Below are 19,481 nucleotides of genomic sequence, written 5' to 3'. Positions count from 1 at the left end.
TCAGTACACCTCCATAATCAGGCAGGTTGATGATGGGTCATAAGCCGTACTGGTGGTGCAGTTCCCCTCACCATTGGCATCACCATTGGTGGGCGCTGTATCACCCCATGCAATATAAATACAGCTGCGCTCATCTGAGTTTCCCTGGCAGTTTTCCAGATTGACAGACATACCCCGTACAGCCGCTTTCTGAGTCAGTTGTGCCACATCAAAATCAGCCATATCCGCTGCACTGCACATTTCTTTGCTACAGATTTTTGATGATGCCTGCTGATCTGTTGCTTTTTTCAGTTCAGTTTTATAGGTTTCAATTGCCCCTCGGTTCACCCGAAGTCTTTCTGCAAAATCCCGCGCAAGATTGATTGCTTCCACCCGCGCACTGCTTTCTGAGGTCGCTTCCATCGCTCTGTATTGCAGTGCTGCAAACCCCATAATGCCTAATGCCAGAATCAGTAAAGACACCAGCACTTCAACCAGTCCCACACCTTTTTGATTATTCAGCATCTTCATGAACACTCCCCATTGGTCACAGGCTGAATAAGCCCCATTCTGGAAATGCTGACGGTCATGGACTTTTTACCCTGCGCTTTATTACAGATCATGATGGCTGTATCGACAGTTGCACCTTTAACCGTACCGTTCATTTCAAAAGTAATGGGAGAAATATCCTTCTTCAGCACCGCCTTTGCTTCCGGCCCCCAAAGAAACAGCCTTTTTTCTTCCAGTGCTTTTTTCTGAGCAGCGTCTGCCTGAACGGACTGATATTTTTTATTTAATTCATTCTGAGAAGACAGAATTTCGACCTGAACATCACTTCTGACCAGTGTTGCCTGCGCTCTGGCCTGACTCAGTATGCCGACCAGGTTCTGTGTACTGCTGTTTAGCTGCTGCCGTTCCATCATGTCACCAAAAGAAGGGGCTGCCGCCATGACAATGATGGCAAGCACTGCAACTGTGACCATGAGTTCAATCAGCGTGAAGCCCTGATTTTGCTTAACTAACACCCCAAAACACCCCAAAATGCATTCAATCAATGCAAATAATAAAAATAACTAACAAATAAAAAATCAATTTACATGAACTTTAATGTTTTTTTGATAGTTTTTTAATCTCATTCATTTTATATATTTTTATTATATATAACAAATAAAAACAGGACACCTGTATATTATAAGGCACTTTATTGTTTTTAATGTATAAATTTGAATAGAAATTCTTACAAATTAAAGCTTATTGTATTTTTATAATATTTATTAAGTCTAAGTAAATCGGAATAATTTCACACTTTAATTGATTACAAAAAATAACAAATGAGCAATACACTAAATATATCGGCAAAAAAAAATGCGCCCAGGGCGCATTTTTTTACTCGAATAAAACTAAAATTATGCTTTAGTTTTACGAGCTGGTAATTTCTCACGAATACGTGCAGCTTTACCTGACAATTCACGCAGGTAGTAAAGTTTAGCACGACGAACGTCACCACGACGTTTCACTTCGATACCAGCAACGATTGGAGAGTGAGTCTGGAATACACGCTCAACACCAACACCGCTGGAAATTTTACGTACAGTAAAAGCAGAGTTTAAACCACGATTTTTCTTCGCGATTACAACACCTTCAAAAGCCTGAAGACGCTCACGGTCACCTTCTTTTACTTTTACCTGAACGATTACTGTATCACCTGGTGCAAAAGCAGGGATATCAGATTTTAACTGTGCATTTTCTACAGCTTGAACTAAAGGATGCTTACCACTCATGGGGTATCTCCAGTATGTGCGAGTCAGAAGAGGTCTGATCATCGCTGGGTATAGAGGCTAAAGCGCATAGACCCGATTAGCTTTCCCTTTATGCCTGACCACTTCAATGCATAAAGAGCCTATTAAAAATACTCAGATTAATTCTGAGTATCTGAATCCCGAAGCCATTTTTTTTGCTGCTTCGTCAACTCCACTTTTTCAACCAGTTCAGGTCGACGTTCAAGTGTGCGTTGATAACGCTGCAAAAACCGCCATTTTTCAATATTTGCATGATGCCCAGACTTTAACACCTCAGGCACATCCAAACCTTCAAAATGATCTGGCCTGGTATATTGTGGGCAGTCCAGAAGACCATCCACAAATGAGTCCTGCACAGCTGACTGTTCATCGGACATCGTATTCGGCAAACGTCGAATAATACTGTCCAGCAGAACCATCGCAGGGAGCTCACCACCCGACAGAACGTAATCTCCAATAGACCATTCCTGATCAACATATTGCTGGATCAAACGTTCATCGACACCTTCATAACGACCACACAGTACAATCAGACCATCATATTCGACAAACTGCTGTACCGCAGGTTCATTTAAGGTTTTTCCCTGCGGTGACATATACACCACAGGAACATGAACCGCACCTGCCTGCTTTGCAAGCTCTTTAGCATGGCTGATTGCTTTGCTCAAAGGCTCAGCCATCATCACCATACCAGGACCACCACCAAATGGACGTTCATCCACTCTTTTGTAGTTGCCCTCTGCAAATTCGCGGGGATTGATACAATGAACCTGTATAATGTCCCGTTTCGCAGCACGCCCGCTAATACCGTAGGCTGTAATCGCTTCAAACATTTCAGGAAAAAGCGTTATGACTGCAAAAAACATCGCAGACTCCTCTGTTTTCCTGCTGCGTTAATTCTTTAAAATAAATTTAAGAATTAATAATCTACGCCCCAATTAACGTAAATACGACCAGCTTCAAGATCAACCCGCTGCACCACATCTTTATGCCATGGAATCATCCGCTCTTCGCTATCGACACTGTCAGGTGTTGCGTGTACCACCATAACGTCGTTAGCTCCTGTTTCAAACAGTTCGTGAATTTTACCGAGATTGATTTCCTGTTCATCATCGTTCAGCCCTAACACTGTTAAGCCTTTCAGATCTGACCAGTAATACTCGTCCACGCCCGGTTGAGGCAGTTGCGACTTTGAAATCCAGATATTTGCACCAACCAGACTGTCAGCTGCAGTGCGGTCAATGACCCCTTTCAGCGCAACAACCAGGCCTTTGCCATGTGGTTTCCAGCGTTTTACATCTGTTGTTTGCCAACCTGCTTTGGTCTCAATGTACCAAGGCAGGTAGTCAAATATGTTGCTCATGGGTTCTGTATTGGAATAGACCCAGAGCCACCCATTTAATCCATATGCTGAACGTAGCTGTCCAATCTGAATCCGATCTTCGGGCACATTCTGTGTTGGTGTCATGGGCTACCTGCTGACAATTAAAAAATAATTATGCAGCAGCTGCAGCTTTTTTAGCTTCAGCAGCTAAAGAAGCAACACGTTCAGACGGCTGAGCGCCCAGAGCAACCCAGTGTGCAAAACGGTCAGCATCAAGACGAAGTTTTTCTGCTTTACCTTGAGCTGTTGGGTTGAAGAAACCGATACGTTCAATGAAACGACCGTCACGTGCATTGCGGCTGTCAGTCACAATGATTTGATAGAACGGACGTTTTTTAGCACCACCGCGTGCAAGACGAATAACTACCATGATACAACCTTATAGTTTTTACGGATTATCCCTGTACCGACCATCGATACATTTCAAACCCCTTTCATAGAGGGCAATATTTTACGTTATCTTTCTTCCGAAAGAAAGGTTATTTTTTGCTTATCCACAGTTCTGAATTTAATCAGCGACCATCCCAGCTGGTCAGTGCTGTTGGCGCGCATGCTGAACCACTGTTGTCATCACTGCCTTTGGTCCAGCACTTATGTCCCAGGTTATTCAGAACAAGATGTCCATTGCCTGCCTGACCATTTTGTGGCTGTGCTGTAAGCGTCCAGGTCTGTGCCGCTACAGACAGGTTCAATGTATAATTTGCTGTACCTGTTGCTGGAAAGCTCTGTGACAGACCCGAGTTACTCAGTTTCGCTCCGGTGTAATTATGATTGATCGCCCTGTAACTTTGCAGGTTCGTTGCTATGCTCATCATCTCGCTTTGCATTTCTGCACGTTTAGTTTTCCGCACATATTCCTGATAAGATGGATATGCAATTGCCGCAAGAATGGCAATAATCGCAACCACGATCATTAACTCAATCAGAGTAAAACCCCTGTACAGCCGCATTACCATTTCTCCACATCCTGTGTACCGCAGTCATTGAAGTTTTTGACCATATCTGCTGTTCGTGTCATACAGCGCAATCCATCACTTTTAATCAATAAATCGTAGTTTTTCGGCTCCTTAGGCAAAGCACCACCACCTGTACCTGTTTTGATCCGTTCAACTTTCATTACCCACCCCAGTCCTCTCACGGCTTTTGAGGCATCTGTTTCTTTCCCCGCACTTAAAATAATATTCAGTGGGTTTTTCGTCGCAGAATCAACAACTGTCAACAAAAACCTGGCATTTGATGATGTCGCACCAACGGGGAGATACAACTCCCCTGTTTCCTTATTGAAACCAGGATAACTGAAAGTAGGATCAAAGCCCTTATAACTGAAGTTTTTAGATTTAAAACGCTCAAGTTCAGCCGCTATGCGCAGTGATTCCTGTTGAGCAATTGCCAGATCCCGCTTCCGCATAAACTGCTGATAGCTGGGAATGGCAATTGCCATAAAGATTGCAACAATGATCAGTACAATCATGAGTTCGATCAGCGTAAAGCCGTGATTTTTTTTCATTGCTTCAACCTATCGAGACTCATACCAGCGTAGATGCTGCAATCTTGCACCTGTATCAAACAGCTGACATTGAGGCAGGTTTTTATTTGCATCTGCTGTACAATCCAGACTGCCTGGTTTAGGAACAATCAAACCTGTTTCATCTGTTTTATTACTATAGCCTGCACCTAATCCTGTTCCTAAAATACCACCACCCAGTATGACTTTATTTGGACCTGTTGCACCATCTGGATATGTAAATGGACACTTACCTGTAGGCAAACAGAACTGGTAAAGCTCAGTATCCCCAACCACACCTGAACCACAGTCACCCATAATACCCGTACCATTCTTATGATAAACGTTGACGTAAAGCATACTGTCCAGGGCGTATATTTCATTCATTCCTTTATATTTACCAGCAACATTATCGTACTGATATTTCCAGCCACCCGTATAAGAAGTCACCTTATTAGTCGTAGTAGTCTGTGCAATACCTGCTTTCAGATCATCAAAATCTACCAGTTCCAAAGACACACCAAGTCCAGCTGGTGATGTTCTCAGCGTAGTTGTCGAATATAGATCAGAACGTGCCACATCATTATCATAAATGACATAGACACCGTCATTTGCTGTAGCAGTTGTCACAACCGAACCATCAATGGTATGTGTTCCTGCCAAAGGTGAACTTCTGTTACCAGAACTCAGGGCAAGCGCACCAAACATACCATCTACACCCTTATGTACAGAGAAACTAGGCATTTCATAGAAGCGTGGACTTGCACCATTTGCAACATGGCCGTTATACAAACGTACAACGCGTTTTGCAAAAGCCCCTTTGGTCGCAGCTTTATTATCCAGGTCTATACGGAATGCCTGCCCACCCAGGTCACCAAAATACAGATGATCTGCTAAACCGTCCGAATCACGGTCAACCGCATTAATCTGGCTGACCACACTGAACTTCAGGTTGTCATTATGTGTTTTTATAGTTCCTGAATCTGTTGCTGCGCCTGTCGATGTGCCTGCATTTGCACTCGCCCACCACAGCAGGTCACCATTGCCCGCATCAAACATATAGACACCAGCACCTTTGTTATTGGTCTGATTATATTTAGGACACTCGTAGCCTTTATTGTTATATTTATTCTGTGCATCATAATTTGCCAGCGCCGGGTTATTCTTAGTCTCATCTCCACACTGCACATCACCAGTACTGTCATATCCCCCGCCAACCAACATGACCAATTTGCGGGTTCCACCCCAGTTTACCCAGGTCACAGTTGGTTTGGACCAGCTTTCCCCCATATAACTTAATGGTGTACTTGCAGCGGCATTTGCTGGGTTCACATGAAACTTCATACTCGGACTGTCAATATCACTCAGATCCAGTGCATAGTAACTTCGCCCGCCCATACGCAAACCACCATAAACCCACTGTAAACCTTTCAGATTGAGTTCTTTATCATTATCCTTACGACCTGAATCTTTAACTGTCAGCGTTCCGTCTGTTTTGGATACATATTGAGTGTAGGAAGTCCAGGCACCATCAATACCATAGTAGAGCTGATGACGCCCTCCGTTTGTATTTCCCTCTGAGAGAAAACCCTTGTACTGATTTTCCATCATTTCATGAGGCACGAAAGTAAAGACTTCTTTACCACGGTCATCATCAGTATCTTTCCCTACATTAACTACATGCAGCATGCCCTGGTTCGTACCATAGAGCAGATAATCTTTCCGATCAGTACTAGTAACAACTGGCTTAGCACCGTTTGTACCTTTATTTACAACCACTTTACCTTCCTGAGTCAACAGCAGTGGTTTAGAATGCATCACTGCACCCATCTGCCGAATTTCAGGAATGCCAGCCAAAGATGCCTGTGTAATACCAGTCTGATTTTCCCCCACCCCATAGCCTAATACGTTAAGCCAGTAATTTTTCTTAGGATCACTTGAAAATACAGCTTTAGTTGCATCAGCTGAAAATAAACTCTCCAGATCAACCTTTTTAAGCGTTGATGTTTCAGATGCGACACCCGCAGTGATTTCACGGTTAGTAAATACTTTACGTTTTGAGTATTGATTACCTTTTTCATTCGACTGATCACCCAGAGGCAATCTACCTAAAACACCACCAGTGTCATTTGCACCCCATATACCATGTGCATCTGGATTTATTTCCCCAACATCAGCCCCTGCATTTCGAATCAACGCAATCAGTTTTGTATTGTCATATAACTGACCATCTTTGATATGGTATTTATTTAAGTTCCCTAACCACAGTTGCAAATCTTTATGCGGCTTAGGTGTAAACTGAGCATAATAGCCATAAGGCTGGATCTGAATTGGGTTTAAAGCATCTACAGGCAGAGATGGTGAACCTGTAGCAACCGGTTCAAAGTTAGGCTCCATGTCTTCAACAAAATTTTTAAAACTGGTAATCACTTCATCCGTTGATGAAGCAGAATAGAACCCACCTTCACCATAACTGTTTGGATTGGCAGCTGTGTTTCCTATCCCCGGGACTAATGTACCATTCGAGAATTTAGTCTTATTCCCCCAATAACATGCATTTTTAGCATCTGCACCCGAGATAAGACTGCAATTATAATATGTGCGTACTTTACCTGTTTTAGGGTCTGCCAGATTTTTACGAATCGTACCATTTGGATCAGCCACATCAAATACTGAACCGAACCCGACCACAGCTGTTTTTATTACATGTTGATCATTATTTTTTACGCTATTAAAAAATTGCTGTAAATTATTCCCATTATTTAAATATTTTGCAAAAGCACCAATGTATTCCCAGTCTGCTGAGCCAGAATATTTTGCATTAGTATTTACCAACCCCCCACTTGTATTTATATCATTACTCAAATTTAAAGCTAATTTCATTGGAGTTTTTGCACTACCACCCACCCCGTTTGGCTCACCATCTGTTAAGAAATAAATACCTTTACCTGAGCATTTCGGCTCAGTGACTCTATCTAATGGACTTATATACTTCATATTTGAGCTAGCACCTGTAGTAATTCCAGATGCAGCACCAGTTAAACCTATACCGCTATACGTCCCGCCACCTGTTGTTGTTCCTAATAAATATGCCGCAGATTCAGCATAAGATGTTGCTGTTGGTGTATTATTTAATCCTTTAAAGGTATTACTTTTAATTAAATCCAGTACTTTTTCACGTTGCGCAGACCCAACCCCACCCCAAGTGTCTGATTTAACTACAATATACCCCCTTTTTCCGTCATTGGGAGCAAATGTCCCTATACCAATTTGGGTATTTGGTGGAATATCATCTGATGTTGCTAAGTTATATAAAGCATCCTTTAAGCGACTCATACGATCATAATATTTTGTACCACCAGTATAAGCATAATATTTAGTATTACTACTTTCTTTCCTAAAAGCAGATAATATTTCATCACTAGGGGCTGAAATTTTTATAGAACATCTGCTTGTATTTGGGTCTAAGGTTGTACCGGAACTACCACAACTATACCATTGTGTTCCACTTTTAAAGTAATAATAAGTTTTTGTATTACCCCCCCCTACCTGACAATAATTTCTTGTGTATCCCTTATCAGCATCATAAACACCCAAAAAATCTATAATATCACTATCTTTTACATTACTTGGTGTATCACATGAACCTACTCGCCCAGAATTTGGATTACTCCTATCCATACTCCCTGATAAATCCAGCATCATAAAAATAGATAACTTTGTCTGATCAGGCAGTTTATAAATATCGATATCACTCGCCTGAGTGGTGGCTACATGACAAATGCTTGCGGTCATTAACATGGATACCGCAACTGAAAGTAACTTCTGATTAAATTTTTTCATTTCTTCGCCCTCTTACAGGTGGGTATCCATCAAGTCTTAAGTTTTGGTGAGCTACCCACCACATAGTCTGCATGCTGTAAGTTGTATGGGATGCCCAGACCCTCAAAACACTCTTCAACAGTTTCAGTCGTTTCTGTCTTTTTAATTGCTGTCTTTTTAAAGCAGGCTTCAATCTGAGAGTCTGTTGCTCCGACATAGCCTGGTAAAATTGAGATCACTGTGACACCAATATTGTTTGCAACAAGAGGAACTTCGCTCTGACCCAGACTGGTGCCAGATGGCACAGTACTGAAAGGCAAGGCATCCGGTTCTTCATTTTTTTTCAGATAGATCTGAGCCTGTACAGCTGAACGTCCAGCGGAAAATTCATCTGCTTTACAAAAGCCTGTGATCCCCATTTTTAAGGTTTTACCGTCCTTATCAATCACACTGGTTTTGCTCGTGGAATAGAACGTTGCCATGGCAGATGGGCGGTAACAAAAGACCAGTTCATCATCTGCATTACCTGCTGAGTTGAAGTAACTGAACATACCATCCATTGCCAGCTGTCTTGCAATCTGATTCGGGTCTTCCACGTTAAACAAAGCAGAGTTACTGTTTTCAAGTAAAAGTGAACGAACCTGGCTGTTTGTCGATATTTTCAGGTCCAGAATACCTGATTTAACCGCCAGCGTTCCCACCAGTGTCACCAGTGTCAAAATAACCAGAACGACAATTAGAGTTGCACCCTGTTGTTTTTTCATCACGATGCTCCCAGTGTATTTCTAAATGCCACAACCTGACTGAATACTTCTCTCAGGAATTTAGAGCCATTTTTTTGTTCAGCATTCAGAGTCAGTGGATAACCTGCAACATCAAATGTTTTTGAGTTATCAATCAGTTTTTCACTATTGAGTGCTGTTGTTGAGCGGGCAATAACACCGATTTCAATGGACATCACATTATAAAAACTGCTTTCCGCTGTGACCGTATCAGGCATCTCCGCCAGATATTCGCCAACGCTCATGTATCTGAGTTTTTTATCCGGTGCTTTAACCCCCAGACGGATTTTAAATGCATCAATTCTCTGCATCAGTTGCTGACCTGCTGTCAGGGTTCCATCTGGATTTTTTTTCAGACCCGTAATTTCTGTATCATTTTCTTTATAGCTACCGGCATCACAGTACAAAGAATAAGCTTTTGGCTGCCCCGGCGTCTGAACAGGATCTTCTTTCAGGTAATAACGCTGAACAATAGTTCGCACCTCTGAAAAATCAAAAGGTGTCCCTTCACAGTCCTGACCTTTAGCCTTATAAGTCACAACATCAGTCTTTTCTGTATCCGCACAATTTTCATTAGTCGAAGGGCAATGTCTTGTAGTTACTTTGCGATATTCTGGAATAAACTGAATCGTTAGCTGATCATTTTTCCCCGCTGTTCCAGTTGTTGTGGCAGCCGAGTCTTTATCCTGCTTAGTCAATAATCCTACATCAACGCCTGACAGCGATGAAGGTAAGTTTGCGACGCTGAAAATAATGCCCGAACCTACATGCTTATTGTTTACTTTCTGCGTTGAAGGTGTGTTCAGATTGGTATGTCTTAAATCATGTGTAACCATGGAAAGACCAAAGTTTGCATTTTGCTGAAGCTCACTCATTCCGCCCTGCAGCCCTAAAGAGCGCTGTCCAGTAATAAACACTGCAACACCGGCAGCAACAATGATCAGACCCAAAGCCAGGGAAACCATCAGTTCCAATAATGTAAAACCTGTCTGCTTATGGCTTATCATAGTTATATACCTCCACAAAAATACATTTTGCTTCTGGCACATAGGCTGCGCCATTTGTGCAGTTCATATTTACAGAACCATCTGCAGGGTCTGCACCGTTGGAGGGTGTTGTACCTTCCCATGCTACATAAATACATTTCCGCTCAAGACTGGCAGTCCCCTGGCAGTCCAGAATACCTATCTCCATCCCCAGGTTCGTCGCTTTTTCAGCAACCCTGGCATAGTCATACTCAGCCATTTCCTTCGCTGTACAAAACTGTGAGCCAGTTCCACTTGCACAATTTTTAGGAACTGACGGGGCTACAAGCTTTTTATAATCCGCTAAGCCATCTCTGTTGACCCTGATTCTTTCGGATAGATCCCTTGCAATATTCATTGCCTGAATATTACGACCCGCTTCATGACTGGCGGCAAGCGCCCTAAGCTGTAAAGCTGTAAAGCCAAGAACAGCTATACCCAGCAGAACAAGAGCAACCAGCACTTCTATCAGTCCTACACCCTGTTGATAAGATCGCATTCTGTTCCCCTACTCACTGCCTAGATCAGCGGGACAAGCCCCAGCTGTCCTGTCATAGATCACCATTCCACTTTTTCGGGCAATAATGACTGCTTTTAACCCTGCATCTTTTTTATGTCTGAAAACAAAGCATAGATTGTTGTCAGACTTCATCTGCCCCATCATGTTATATGTCAGTGCAGTAGCCGTCGGCTGGCTCGGAGCCCACTCCACTTTGTCACCTGGAACCCATGCACCTGTACCACTCAGGGTCAGTGTCTGTTCTTTCTGCTTCAGTACAGCTTCGGACCTTAGATTGATCATATGCTCTGTAAAATCACGGGCTGTCACTTTCAGCTGATTTGTTCGAACGATATTTGTGAAAGATGGAGCCGCCATGACTGCTATAACAGCCATCACTGTAATAGAAACCATCAACTCAATAATGGTAAATCCCACCTGACCTCTTTCTTTTATGACAAATGATGCTCTGTCCAACTCAATCACCCGAACTATTTTTTAGCCACTTATTTACAAAATAGTAACATGAATATTTTTTATAAAATCATGCACATATTTGAATTTCCAAGAACCACTTCACACAAACCCATAAAAAATATCAGCAATTAAAAAGTTCTCATCCAGCTTTAGATAAGCGGTAAATTTAATCAGACAGACAGCACATCATTTTCCCTCCCAATCTTATTAAAAACCTGTATACGCATAAAAGGTGCACAAAAAAAGGACAGCTTATGCCATCCCTTTTCCATTGTTATGATTTAAACCATCCAGTTTCTCAGAATTGCATCAACTCAGTTATCCCATCCAGATGTACTGCTGAGTGAACAGCTGACCTGCCCTTTTTGCCAGGATTTATAGCCCTGATCATTCAGGCAGACTTTTCCATCTCCATTCTGAATAGACGATACCGGTGTTGCCTCCAGTTTCCACCCTTTAAAATCTGAATCCACTGTCAGCGCCAATGAATAATGCGCCATATCCTGCTTCGGATATTTTGCCGGTGCGGTATAACCTGCCACTGAAAGATCTGCATTTTTATAACTGTTATGAACAAGGTGATAAGCCTGTAATTTCTGTGCAATCAGGCTTAATTCATTCTGTAAATCCGTTCGGTTGGTTCGGACTTTGTAGTTGTTGTATGTCGGATATGCAATCGCGGCAAGAATACCAATAATTGCAATCACCACCATCATTTCAATTAAGGTAAATCCTTTGATTTTCTGATGCATTTACCATTCCTCCCTACCATTGGCAATACTGCCACAGGAGTCATAGCCAATATTGTTATAGGTTCTGTTTTTACAGCGGGTTCCCTGACTGGTCAGCAACAGTGAATAATTCTGAGCATCTTTACTTTCTGCCCGAATCAGCCACCTGTAACCTGCAATGGTACTGGTCACTTCACCCTGACTATTTTTGACATCTGCTGCAGTCAGCGGTTTTTTTTCATCTGCATCCAGTATTTCAATGACATATTTGACTGCACTGCCTGTCGCGCCTAAAGGCAACTCAAGCTTACCCGTTGAAGATACATAATAATTCTGTGAAGGATTGGCTGCATCTGCGTACAGAAAACTGGGATCAAAGCCTTTGTAAGTATAATTTTTAGCACGGTGCCGCTCGAGCTGTTCGGCAAGTTTCTGCATTTCCTGTTGCGCTGCGGACATATGTGCTTTACGTATATACGCCTGATAACTGGGAACAGCGATTGCTGCGAGAATCGCAACAATCACCACCACCACCATCAGCTCAATCAGTGTAAAACCCCGTACAGGATGAACTGTCTGCATAATCTGCTCCTTACTGCTCATACCAGCGGGCTGGGCGCAGTTTACGGGTCAATGTGTTATCAGACTTCAATTTACTGCTGCTGTCCGCACCTGTACAATTATCACCCTGACAGGCATTGTTCAGAACAGTTCGGGTATTTGTATCGCCTGACCCTTTAGAACCCAGGGTAATACCCACGATTCCAACACCAGCATACATTTTGTTTTTCGCCAGTTCTGTCTCACAGTTACCGTATGGCATACAGAATCGCTGAATAACCGTTTCACCTTTAATACCCGCATTACAACCCTGAACAGTTCCATCTTTTGATGAGTCATATACACTGACCAGTAACTGTTTGTTTACAGCCACTAAATCAGTCAGCACTTTCTGACTGCGTTTTTCTGAAGAGGAAAATGGATAGTACCAGCCGGCATCTGTTGCTGTGACTTTAGTTACACCCGAAGCCTTTGTACGCATGGCATCTGTCAGCTCCACCAACCCTGTTTTAGTCAGGTTTTTAGTAACCAGACTTGCATTATCCAGTGAATACAGCCCTGATTTAATCACGTCCTTATCAAATACAGTATAGGCACCGTCTTCTGACCAGCTGGCAGATGAACCTTCCTGCTGAAGCGGACGGCTTCGGTTACCTGAGGCAATACTGACAGCTGCCAGCATACCTGATGCTGAATCCTTAAACAGACTGAATACAGGTACATTGTAAAAACGTGGGCTTTTACCGGCACTTTCATGCAGATTCAGCATTTTCACTGCACGGGTTGCAAATGCAGTGGAGCTGCCTGCAACTTTGTTGTTGTTCAGATCGATACGCCACAACTGCCCGCCCAGATCACCAAAGTACAGATGATCAGTCAGACCATCGCCGTTACGGTCTACCGGTTTAATCGAAGAAACCACGCTGTATTTCATATCTGTAACGTTCAGCGCCTGTTCTTTAGCACCTGTATTCACTGTGCTGGCATTTGAACTTACCCACCACAGCAGTTCGCCGTTATTTGCATCAAACATATAAACTCCGGCACCCGTACCGTTGGTCTGATCATATTCGTTACATTCATAGCCTTTGTTGGTATTCAGTGTGTCGGTGCAGTTGACTGTACCACTTGCATCATAACCACCGCCCACCAGCATCACCAGACGCGATGAACCTTCCCATTTCACACGGGTCACCACAGGCTTGGACCAGCTTTGCCCCATATACTGCAAGGCAGAAACAGTATTTGAACCTGAACTGTTAATAATCTTCTGGTTAACCGGGTCAATCTGAAATTTCAGTTCAGGCTTGCTGATATCTCCAAGATCCAGTGCATAGTAGCTTCGACCACCCATGCGCAGACCACCATAAACCCACTGTTTACCATAGGCATAATTTACACTGGCAGTACCATCTGCTGCCTGCGAAGCATAACTGAACTTACCTTTGCCTACTGTCAGATAACCTTCAGCTCCAGTCGGTACATACTCGGTATAAGCAGTCCACGGACCATCCACACCATACAGGTAGTTCTGCGTTCCGCCTGTGGTCAGCTCTTTTTTCAGGAATACTTTTTTCTGATCTGATTCGAGCATTTCATTAGGTACAAATGCCAGTTTTTCCTCACCCGTAGAAGCATTGACCACATGCAGCAAGCCCTGATTGCTACCAAATAACAGGAAGTCTTCCCGATCATCAGTACTGATACTGGTTGTCCCCACCTGAATTTTACCTTTCTGAGTCAGTAAAACCGGGTCTGAATGCATTACTGCGCCCAGCTGGCGCAACTCAGGTCTGTTTTTCAGCGTTGTTAAATCGATATCCGACGGTATTTCAGGATTGCTGACATCATAGCCAAGCAACAGCATCAGATAACCACGTAGTGGATCCGCCTTTGTGGCATCATCAGAGAAATATTTTTTATCAATTGATTTTAATGATTTATTTGTTGTGCAGGTTGCACCATCTGTAGCTGCTTCACACTTACGGTTAGTAAATAATGCACGAACCGTGTCACCTTTATCATTTTCTTTTAAAAGCAATTTATTCAAAGCACCACCCTGAAAAACAGGATGTAAAGTCAGTGTCGTATCTGTACTTGCAGATGCCCATAGGTCAGTAGCACTGTCTTTGATCAATCCTGTTTTTTCATAGATCTGCGCATTCAGTTTATCTTTGATTAAGCCATCAACAATTTTGTATTTTTTCACGTTTCCGAACCAGGTCGGATATGCTTTGCTGACAGTAGGCTGGAACTGAGAACTGTATGCAGAATTTTGCAGCTCATAGCTGTTCAGAGCATCAACCGGAATGGTGACACTGCTCGCAGATGCTGCCGGAATATCTTTTGCAATAACATTGATGAAATTATTTACACTGTCAACAATGTCATTTACTGATAAAACTGAATAATATCCCCCACCTCCATACGCACCCCATTTTGCCGCATTTTTTACATCATGCTTCATTTGCTCATCGGGTATTTCAAGGAAGCGTTTAGAAAAGTCTGCACTGTTTACTTTGCCCAGATATGCATTTAACTGTGTAGTATTTGTCAGGTCATTTGCAGTTGTGTTCGGTATATAGGAAAAATCACGCCCTACACCGGCTACAGCTGTTTTAATTGTCAGCCCCGTTGGATTACTTGCTCCATTCAATCGGTCTGAATAATTGGATATACATGACCACAATGCATTACGACGTAAAGTCCCAACATCAAGGATACCTGCATAATCAGTCAGTTTTGCATTAGCTGCACAGTTGAAATCAGCAAAAGTCTGGTTCGGGTTTGCAAGACTCCTCTGCATCACTCTCTCCACAGCAAATTCTGTGGAGTAGGAATTACCATTTGAATTGGTCAGCTCTGGAGTACCCGCAGTAAGCACATATATACCCTGACCATGACACTGCCGACTGTCCGCTGATGTACCCACTTTACTCATCTGCGACTGGATTAAGCCTGGACGCACATAGTTATTGCCCGACACAGCATTTGGATCTGCGTAGGAAAATCCACTATATGGGAAATAACTCTTAAAAATTAACCCGTCATAAATACTGAGATCTTTATTTGAGTTGTCTTTATAGTAATAAATCGTCTCAAGAAATCTCCCCTTATCACTGTCTCCAGTCGTTTCAGTATCTGCAGGATAATCGTTACGGGTAAAAAACTTCGGTGAGCCATACTCTTCTTTAATCCATTTGCTCAATTCATCCTTACCACCTTTGGCATTAACACCAAAGAACCAGTCCAGGACTGATGTCCAGCTGGATTTTGTGTGTTTCCATGTTGACTTACACAATCCTGCCTGATCAGTAGAGCTGCACGTTGCAAAATAGTCAGCAATTGCAAAAGTCACCTTCCGACCAAAAACATCCAGACCTGTACCCTTGGTTGTTGTCCCCATCAATGAGGCTGCTGTTTCAGCATAAGCTGTAGCAATCGGTGAGTTTTTATCTTTTTGCAGTAAGTCCCAGCTCCAGCTACCGTTGGTTTCCTCTGAAACACCTGCAATGGTTCTTGCCAGTAATAAACGCTGTGTAATCTGACCACCAGCTCCATCACTGACTTTGGCATCCAGCCGTCTTGCCACCACTCTGACCTTACCAGCATAAGGGTTTCCGTCTGGCACATAAGTTGAAAACGATGACAGCCCTATCACCTTATCATCCGACAGTGCTGCAATACCTTTGTCAGCATTACCCATCAGTAAACTGATCAAGGCAACTTTAGATTTAGTCAGACGGTCATAGCATTTATATTCAGTCCATCCAGTACGGTGCTCACATGTTTCTTTTATATAGTCGAGATAACTCTTATAGCGCCCTGGAAAGAACAGGTTATTCATATTGCTGCCAATATTCAGAAACCAGGTATCCGCCTTATTGTAACGACAGAAGGTTGTGGCAAAAGACACCCCACCGATGGAAAGCGTATCGGTACTGCCTGACAGGCTTTGACTACAGTTATGATAATCTGAAAAACCGTCATTCAGCTTTCCCAGCACAGCTTTCATTTTCTGCGTCTGATCCAGCATCAACATGACCGCAACAGATCCGTCCTGAGCACCCGCTTTATAGATCTCAATATCAGCTGCCTGCGCACCACTTGCACCCAGCATAAAAGCCGACCCCAGCATCGCCCTGTACAGCACTTTCATTTTATTTGTTTTCATGTCATCACCCAGTTTTTGTTTTAATGTCTGTATTTGTGTGCCCTGCCTGGAATGTCAGGAGCTGAACCCCGTCACATAGTTATATTCAGCAACCTGTGTGCTGTAAGGCACTTCCAGTGCTTCAAGGCATTTCGACACTGTATTTTCTGTCGGATTTGTCACTGTGCTCATATTGCCTGTCAGGCAACCCCGGATCTGCTGCATGGATGCTGCACCCAGTCCAGGTAGTACAGAAGTGACATATACGGTAAAACGGTCATTGCTGTCTGTTTTTGCAGAAACCGCATCTGTTCCAGTACCAAAGTTTTCAAATGGTGTATCTGTTGCTGATGCACGGCGGATGGCGACCTGTGTCAGTACTGCCCGACGGTTACTGGTAAAATGATTGTCTGTAGTTGAAGTCGGATCACAGTATCCACTCATCCCCAGACTGCTGTTTTTAATGGTGCTGCCATCCTTATAAATCATGCTGGCAGTATTGATATCAAAAAATACTTTTTTACCTTCCCTGAAGCAGAACACCAGTTCTTTACCCTGATTTTCAGGGCGGCGAATAAATCCCAGCAATCCTGCTGAAGTGGAAAACTCCCCAAGACGGTCTGGTTTTTCCAGAGAAAGCATGACTGCATCAGAACCCTGTCGCAAAAGATCATCGACCTGGCTATTCATCGAAAGCTGCAATGATGTGATACTTTGCCGGATCGCCAGTACGCCAATCACCAGTATCAGTGACAGGATGAACAGCACAACCACAAGTGCCGCCCCACGCTGATGTTGAAAATGATTTTGATGCTTCATTATTCAGCCTCCCCCAGTGCATTACGCATTGCTACGGTCTGCGTCGTGACTTTCCTTAAATAGTTGGTATCTGCTGTTTTCAGCTTGAGATCTTCCTGATCCAGCACTGTAAATTTTTCAATATCTTTCAGATCAATATTTTTGCCTGAACTGTTCTGAGCACGTACCACAAAACCTAAGCGTACACTTCTGATCTGAGGTTTAACTGCAGTGGCATTTGCCATGAGATCGTTATAGCCTTTAACAGTCAGATAACGCATATTTTCAGGAGCTGCATACCCCCCCTCAGAAACCCCCAGCAGAACATGAAAATGATCCACCCGACGCAGCACAATTTCACCCTGCCCCAGCAGTTTTCCTGTCACGATGACCGGTGAAAATGTCTTTTTATCAGCCGAGCTGCTTTCCGCTGTTCTTGCTGCTTCTATAGACTGCAGGCTGTAACGTCCTGCCGCACATGCCAGAGAAAGCGGATCATTTGGCTCTGTGTCACTGCCATCATTGTCTCTGCGCAGAAAATAACGCTGAATGATATAAGTCCGGTCTGCAATATTCTGTAAGGTGATCTTTTCACCGGAACAGTCGTAACCGACAACCGTTGCCTTTTCAGCATCAGATAAGCCTGTGTCACGGTTTTTCATGGCATTGAACTCTTCATCTGAATACAGCGTCTGAATAGCCTTAAACTGAATGGTCAGCTGATCACTGCTGACATTCCCCCCCATATTGGAAATACCTGTCCAGCTGTTGGCTGCTGTGGTCAGTGCTGTTTCATTGCCACGTGTCATATACCCGACATCAAAACCTTCACCCAGTGTTCCACCTGCTGCTGTCGCCAGATATTTCGTCACATTGTTCTGAGATAAAATGACACCACCCTGCGCCATATTTCCATCTGCGACAGCAGAGAGCGCACCCAGATTGGCTTTTCGGATATCCCTGGCAATATATTCCAGTCCAAAATTCCCAGAATCCTGCATATCCCCCATAGCTTTCTGAACAGCAAGACTGCTCTGACTGGTCAGAAACAGCTGAATTGCAACTGCTGTAATCACCAGACCAATCGCAAGTGCAATCATCATTTCAACAAGGGTCAAACCCTTCTGTTCCGCTCTTATTTTTATTGTTTTCATTGGTAGGTCTCCATAATGACGCATTTCGCCGTTGGCAGATAAATTCCACCCTTGGTGCATGCCTGCCCATCTGAAGTACTTTCTATCGGTTTGGTTTTTCCCCATGCCACATAAATGCAGTAGCGATCCTTGCCCGCAGCAGTGTCACATTTTGGCATTTTGATCTGAAGCCCAAGCTGCTCTGCTTTTGACTGAATATCACTGACATCATAAGCTGCCATATCTGTGGTGCTGCATTTCTGGGTTCCCAGGCATTTAGTCACTGTTGCAGCAGAAGCATTTAACCCCGATGCATAGGACGCTAATGCAAACTGATTTGCCCGAATCCGCTCACCAAGTTCTTTAGCGAGACCCATTGCCTGAGTCCTGACCAGAGCTTCGCCACCGGCATCGACAGCACGATACTGAAGTGCAATAAAACCGAGCACACCTATGGAAAGCAGCAGCAATGCCACAAGCACTTCCATCATGCCCGCACCCTGTTGATTGACTGATTGCTTCATACACTGCCACCTTCTGTTCCGCACCAGAACAGCCCTGTTAATATTATTATTTCTTTCATTTTTCTGATTTGATGTTCTGACCCGCTCAGCACCTGCTGATCTGATCTTTTATGTTTCTGTAATTTTTATTCAGCCATCACTGACTGCCATTTTTATTTGCTTCACTGTCTGAATAATCAGCTCTGTACTGCCCCCTTAAACAGTTACAACCCCATACCAGTGACTGAATCCACTCGCACAATCACATTCTGTGCAGCAGTTCATCATATTGTTTATTAAAGATTAATACTTTTGGATGTAATTTAAACAC

The 19,481-nt window shown here is 43.3% G+C and carries 19 protein-coding genes; all 19 read right to left on the bottom strand.

Going from position 1 to position 19,481, the window contains the following annotated elements:
• The 19 genes from pilV (CDG61_RS02085) to pilV (CDG61_RS01995) all read right to left on the bottom strand — a co-directional run bounded on the left by pilV (CDG61_RS02085) (position 1) and on the right by pilV (CDG61_RS01995) (position 19,171).
• Positions 1-510: a type IV pilus modification protein PilV gene (gene pilV / locus CDG61_RS02085; protein WP_171405567.1), complete on the bottom strand. Its 510-nt coding sequence runs from the start codon at positions 508-510 to the stop codon at positions 1-3.
• Complete coding sequence (locus tag CDG61_RS02080) at positions 507-1,004, bottom strand: pilus assembly FimT family protein (protein ID WP_228199602.1); 498 nt, start codon at positions 1,002-1,004, stop codon at positions 507-509. The genes pilV (CDG61_RS02085) and CDG61_RS02080 overlap by 4 nt, the downstream gene beginning before the upstream one ends.
• Positions 1,005-1,385: 381 nt before the next feature.
• Entirely contained in the window at positions 1,386-1,760 is a 375-nt protein-coding gene (gene rplS / locus CDG61_RS02075) for a 50S ribosomal protein L19 (RefSeq protein ID WP_087512175.1), read from the bottom strand.
• Positions 1,761-1,897: 137 nt separating this feature from the next.
• The gene (gene trmD / locus CDG61_RS02070; RefSeq protein ID WP_087512174.1) at positions 1,898-2,644 is read right to left on the bottom strand and encodes a tRNA (guanosine(37)-N1)-methyltransferase TrmD; all 747 of its coding nucleotides are present in this window, start codon (positions 2,642-2,644) and stop codon (positions 1,898-1,900) included.
• 53 nt (positions 2,645-2,697) lie between these two features.
• Entirely contained in the window at positions 2,698-3,246 is a 549-nt protein-coding gene (rimM, locus tag CDG61_RS02065) for a ribosome maturation factor RimM (protein WP_087549877.1), read from the bottom strand.
• Between the two features lie 28 nt (positions 3,247-3,274).
• Positions 3,275-3,532, bottom strand: a complete 258-nt coding sequence (rpsP, locus tag CDG61_RS02060) for a 30S ribosomal protein S16 (protein ID WP_087512172.1) — start codon at positions 3,530-3,532, stop codon at positions 3,275-3,277.
• 142 nt (positions 3,533-3,674) lie between these two features.
• Positions 3,675-4,118 carry a type IV pilin protein gene (locus CDG61_RS02055; RefSeq protein ID WP_171405566.1) on the bottom strand — a complete coding sequence of 148 codons (444 nt, stop codon included), beginning with the start codon at positions 4,116-4,118 and terminating at the stop codon, positions 3,675-3,677.
• Complete coding sequence (locus tag CDG61_RS02050; RefSeq protein ID WP_087549876.1) at positions 4,112-4,669, bottom strand: type IV pilin protein; 558 nt, start codon at positions 4,667-4,669, stop codon at positions 4,112-4,114. Before CDG61_RS02050 ends, CDG61_RS02055 begins: the two co-directional genes overlap by 7 nt.
• Before the next feature lie 9 nt (positions 4,670-4,678).
• Positions 4,679-8,002: a pilus assembly protein gene (locus CDG61_RS02045; RefSeq protein ID WP_322887956.1), complete on the bottom strand. Its 3,324-nt coding sequence runs from the start codon at positions 8,000-8,002 to the stop codon at positions 4,679-4,681.
• 536 nt (positions 8,003-8,538) lie between these two features.
• Positions 8,539-9,252 (bottom strand): pilus assembly PilX family protein, encoded by a 714-nt coding sequence (locus CDG61_RS02040; RefSeq protein ID WP_087549874.1) that lies wholly within the window; start codon positions 9,250-9,252, stop codon positions 8,539-8,541.
• On the bottom strand, positions 9,252-10,274 hold the full coding sequence (locus CDG61_RS02035) for a PilW family protein (RefSeq protein WP_416240704.1): 1,023 nt from the start codon (positions 10,272-10,274) through the stop codon (positions 9,252-9,254). The genes CDG61_RS02040 and CDG61_RS02035 overlap by 1 nt, the downstream gene beginning before the upstream one ends.
• Complete coding sequence (pilV, locus tag CDG61_RS02030; RefSeq protein ID WP_087549872.1) at positions 10,264-10,794, bottom strand: type IV pilus modification protein PilV; 531 nt, start codon at positions 10,792-10,794, stop codon at positions 10,264-10,266. Before pilV (CDG61_RS02030) ends, CDG61_RS02035 begins: the two co-directional genes overlap by 11 nt.
• A 9-nt stretch (positions 10,795-10,803) precedes the next feature.
• Positions 10,804-11,271, bottom strand: coding sequence for a pilus assembly FimT family protein (locus CDG61_RS02025; RefSeq protein WP_228199601.1), 468 nt, complete (start codon positions 11,269-11,271; stop codon positions 10,804-10,806).
• A gap of 314 nt (positions 11,272-11,585) precedes the next feature.
• Complete coding sequence (locus CDG61_RS02020; protein WP_087549870.1) at positions 11,586-12,023, bottom strand: type IV pilin protein; 438 nt, start codon at positions 12,021-12,023, stop codon at positions 11,586-11,588.
• A complete protein-coding gene (locus CDG61_RS02015) occupies positions 12,024-12,584 on the bottom strand; it encodes a type IV pilin protein (RefSeq protein ID WP_087550014.1) in 561 nt (186 codons plus the stop codon).
• A gap of 10 nt (positions 12,585-12,594) precedes the next feature.
• The gene (locus CDG61_RS02010; protein WP_087549869.1) at positions 12,595-16,737 is read right to left on the bottom strand and encodes a pilus assembly protein; all 4,143 of its coding nucleotides are present in this window, start codon (positions 16,735-16,737) and stop codon (positions 12,595-12,597) included.
• Between the two features lie 54 nt (positions 16,738-16,791).
• The gene (locus tag CDG61_RS02005; protein WP_087512165.1) at positions 16,792-17,535 is read right to left on the bottom strand and encodes a pilus assembly PilX family protein; all 744 of its coding nucleotides are present in this window, start codon (positions 17,533-17,535) and stop codon (positions 16,792-16,794) included.
• Positions 17,535-18,668: a PilW family protein gene (locus CDG61_RS02000; protein WP_171405565.1), complete on the bottom strand. Its 1,134-nt coding sequence runs from the start codon at positions 18,666-18,668 to the stop codon at positions 17,535-17,537. Before CDG61_RS02000 ends, CDG61_RS02005 begins: the two co-directional genes overlap by 1 nt.
• Positions 18,665-19,171 carry a type IV pilus modification protein PilV gene (gene pilV / locus CDG61_RS01995; RefSeq protein ID WP_087550013.1) on the bottom strand — a complete coding sequence of 169 codons (507 nt, stop codon included), beginning with the start codon at positions 19,169-19,171 and terminating at the stop codon, positions 18,665-18,667. The genes CDG61_RS02000 and pilV (CDG61_RS01995) overlap by 4 nt, the downstream gene beginning before the upstream one ends.
• Positions 19,172-19,481 lie beyond the last annotated feature (310 nt).

Source organism: Acinetobacter sp. WCHAc010052, assembly GCF_002165295.2.
GTDB classification, from domain to species: domain Bacteria; phylum Pseudomonadota; class Gammaproteobacteria; order Pseudomonadales; family Moraxellaceae; genus Acinetobacter; species Acinetobacter chinensis.
Note: the sequence above shows the minus strand (reverse complement) of the source record. Positions and strands in the feature narration are given on the sequence as shown.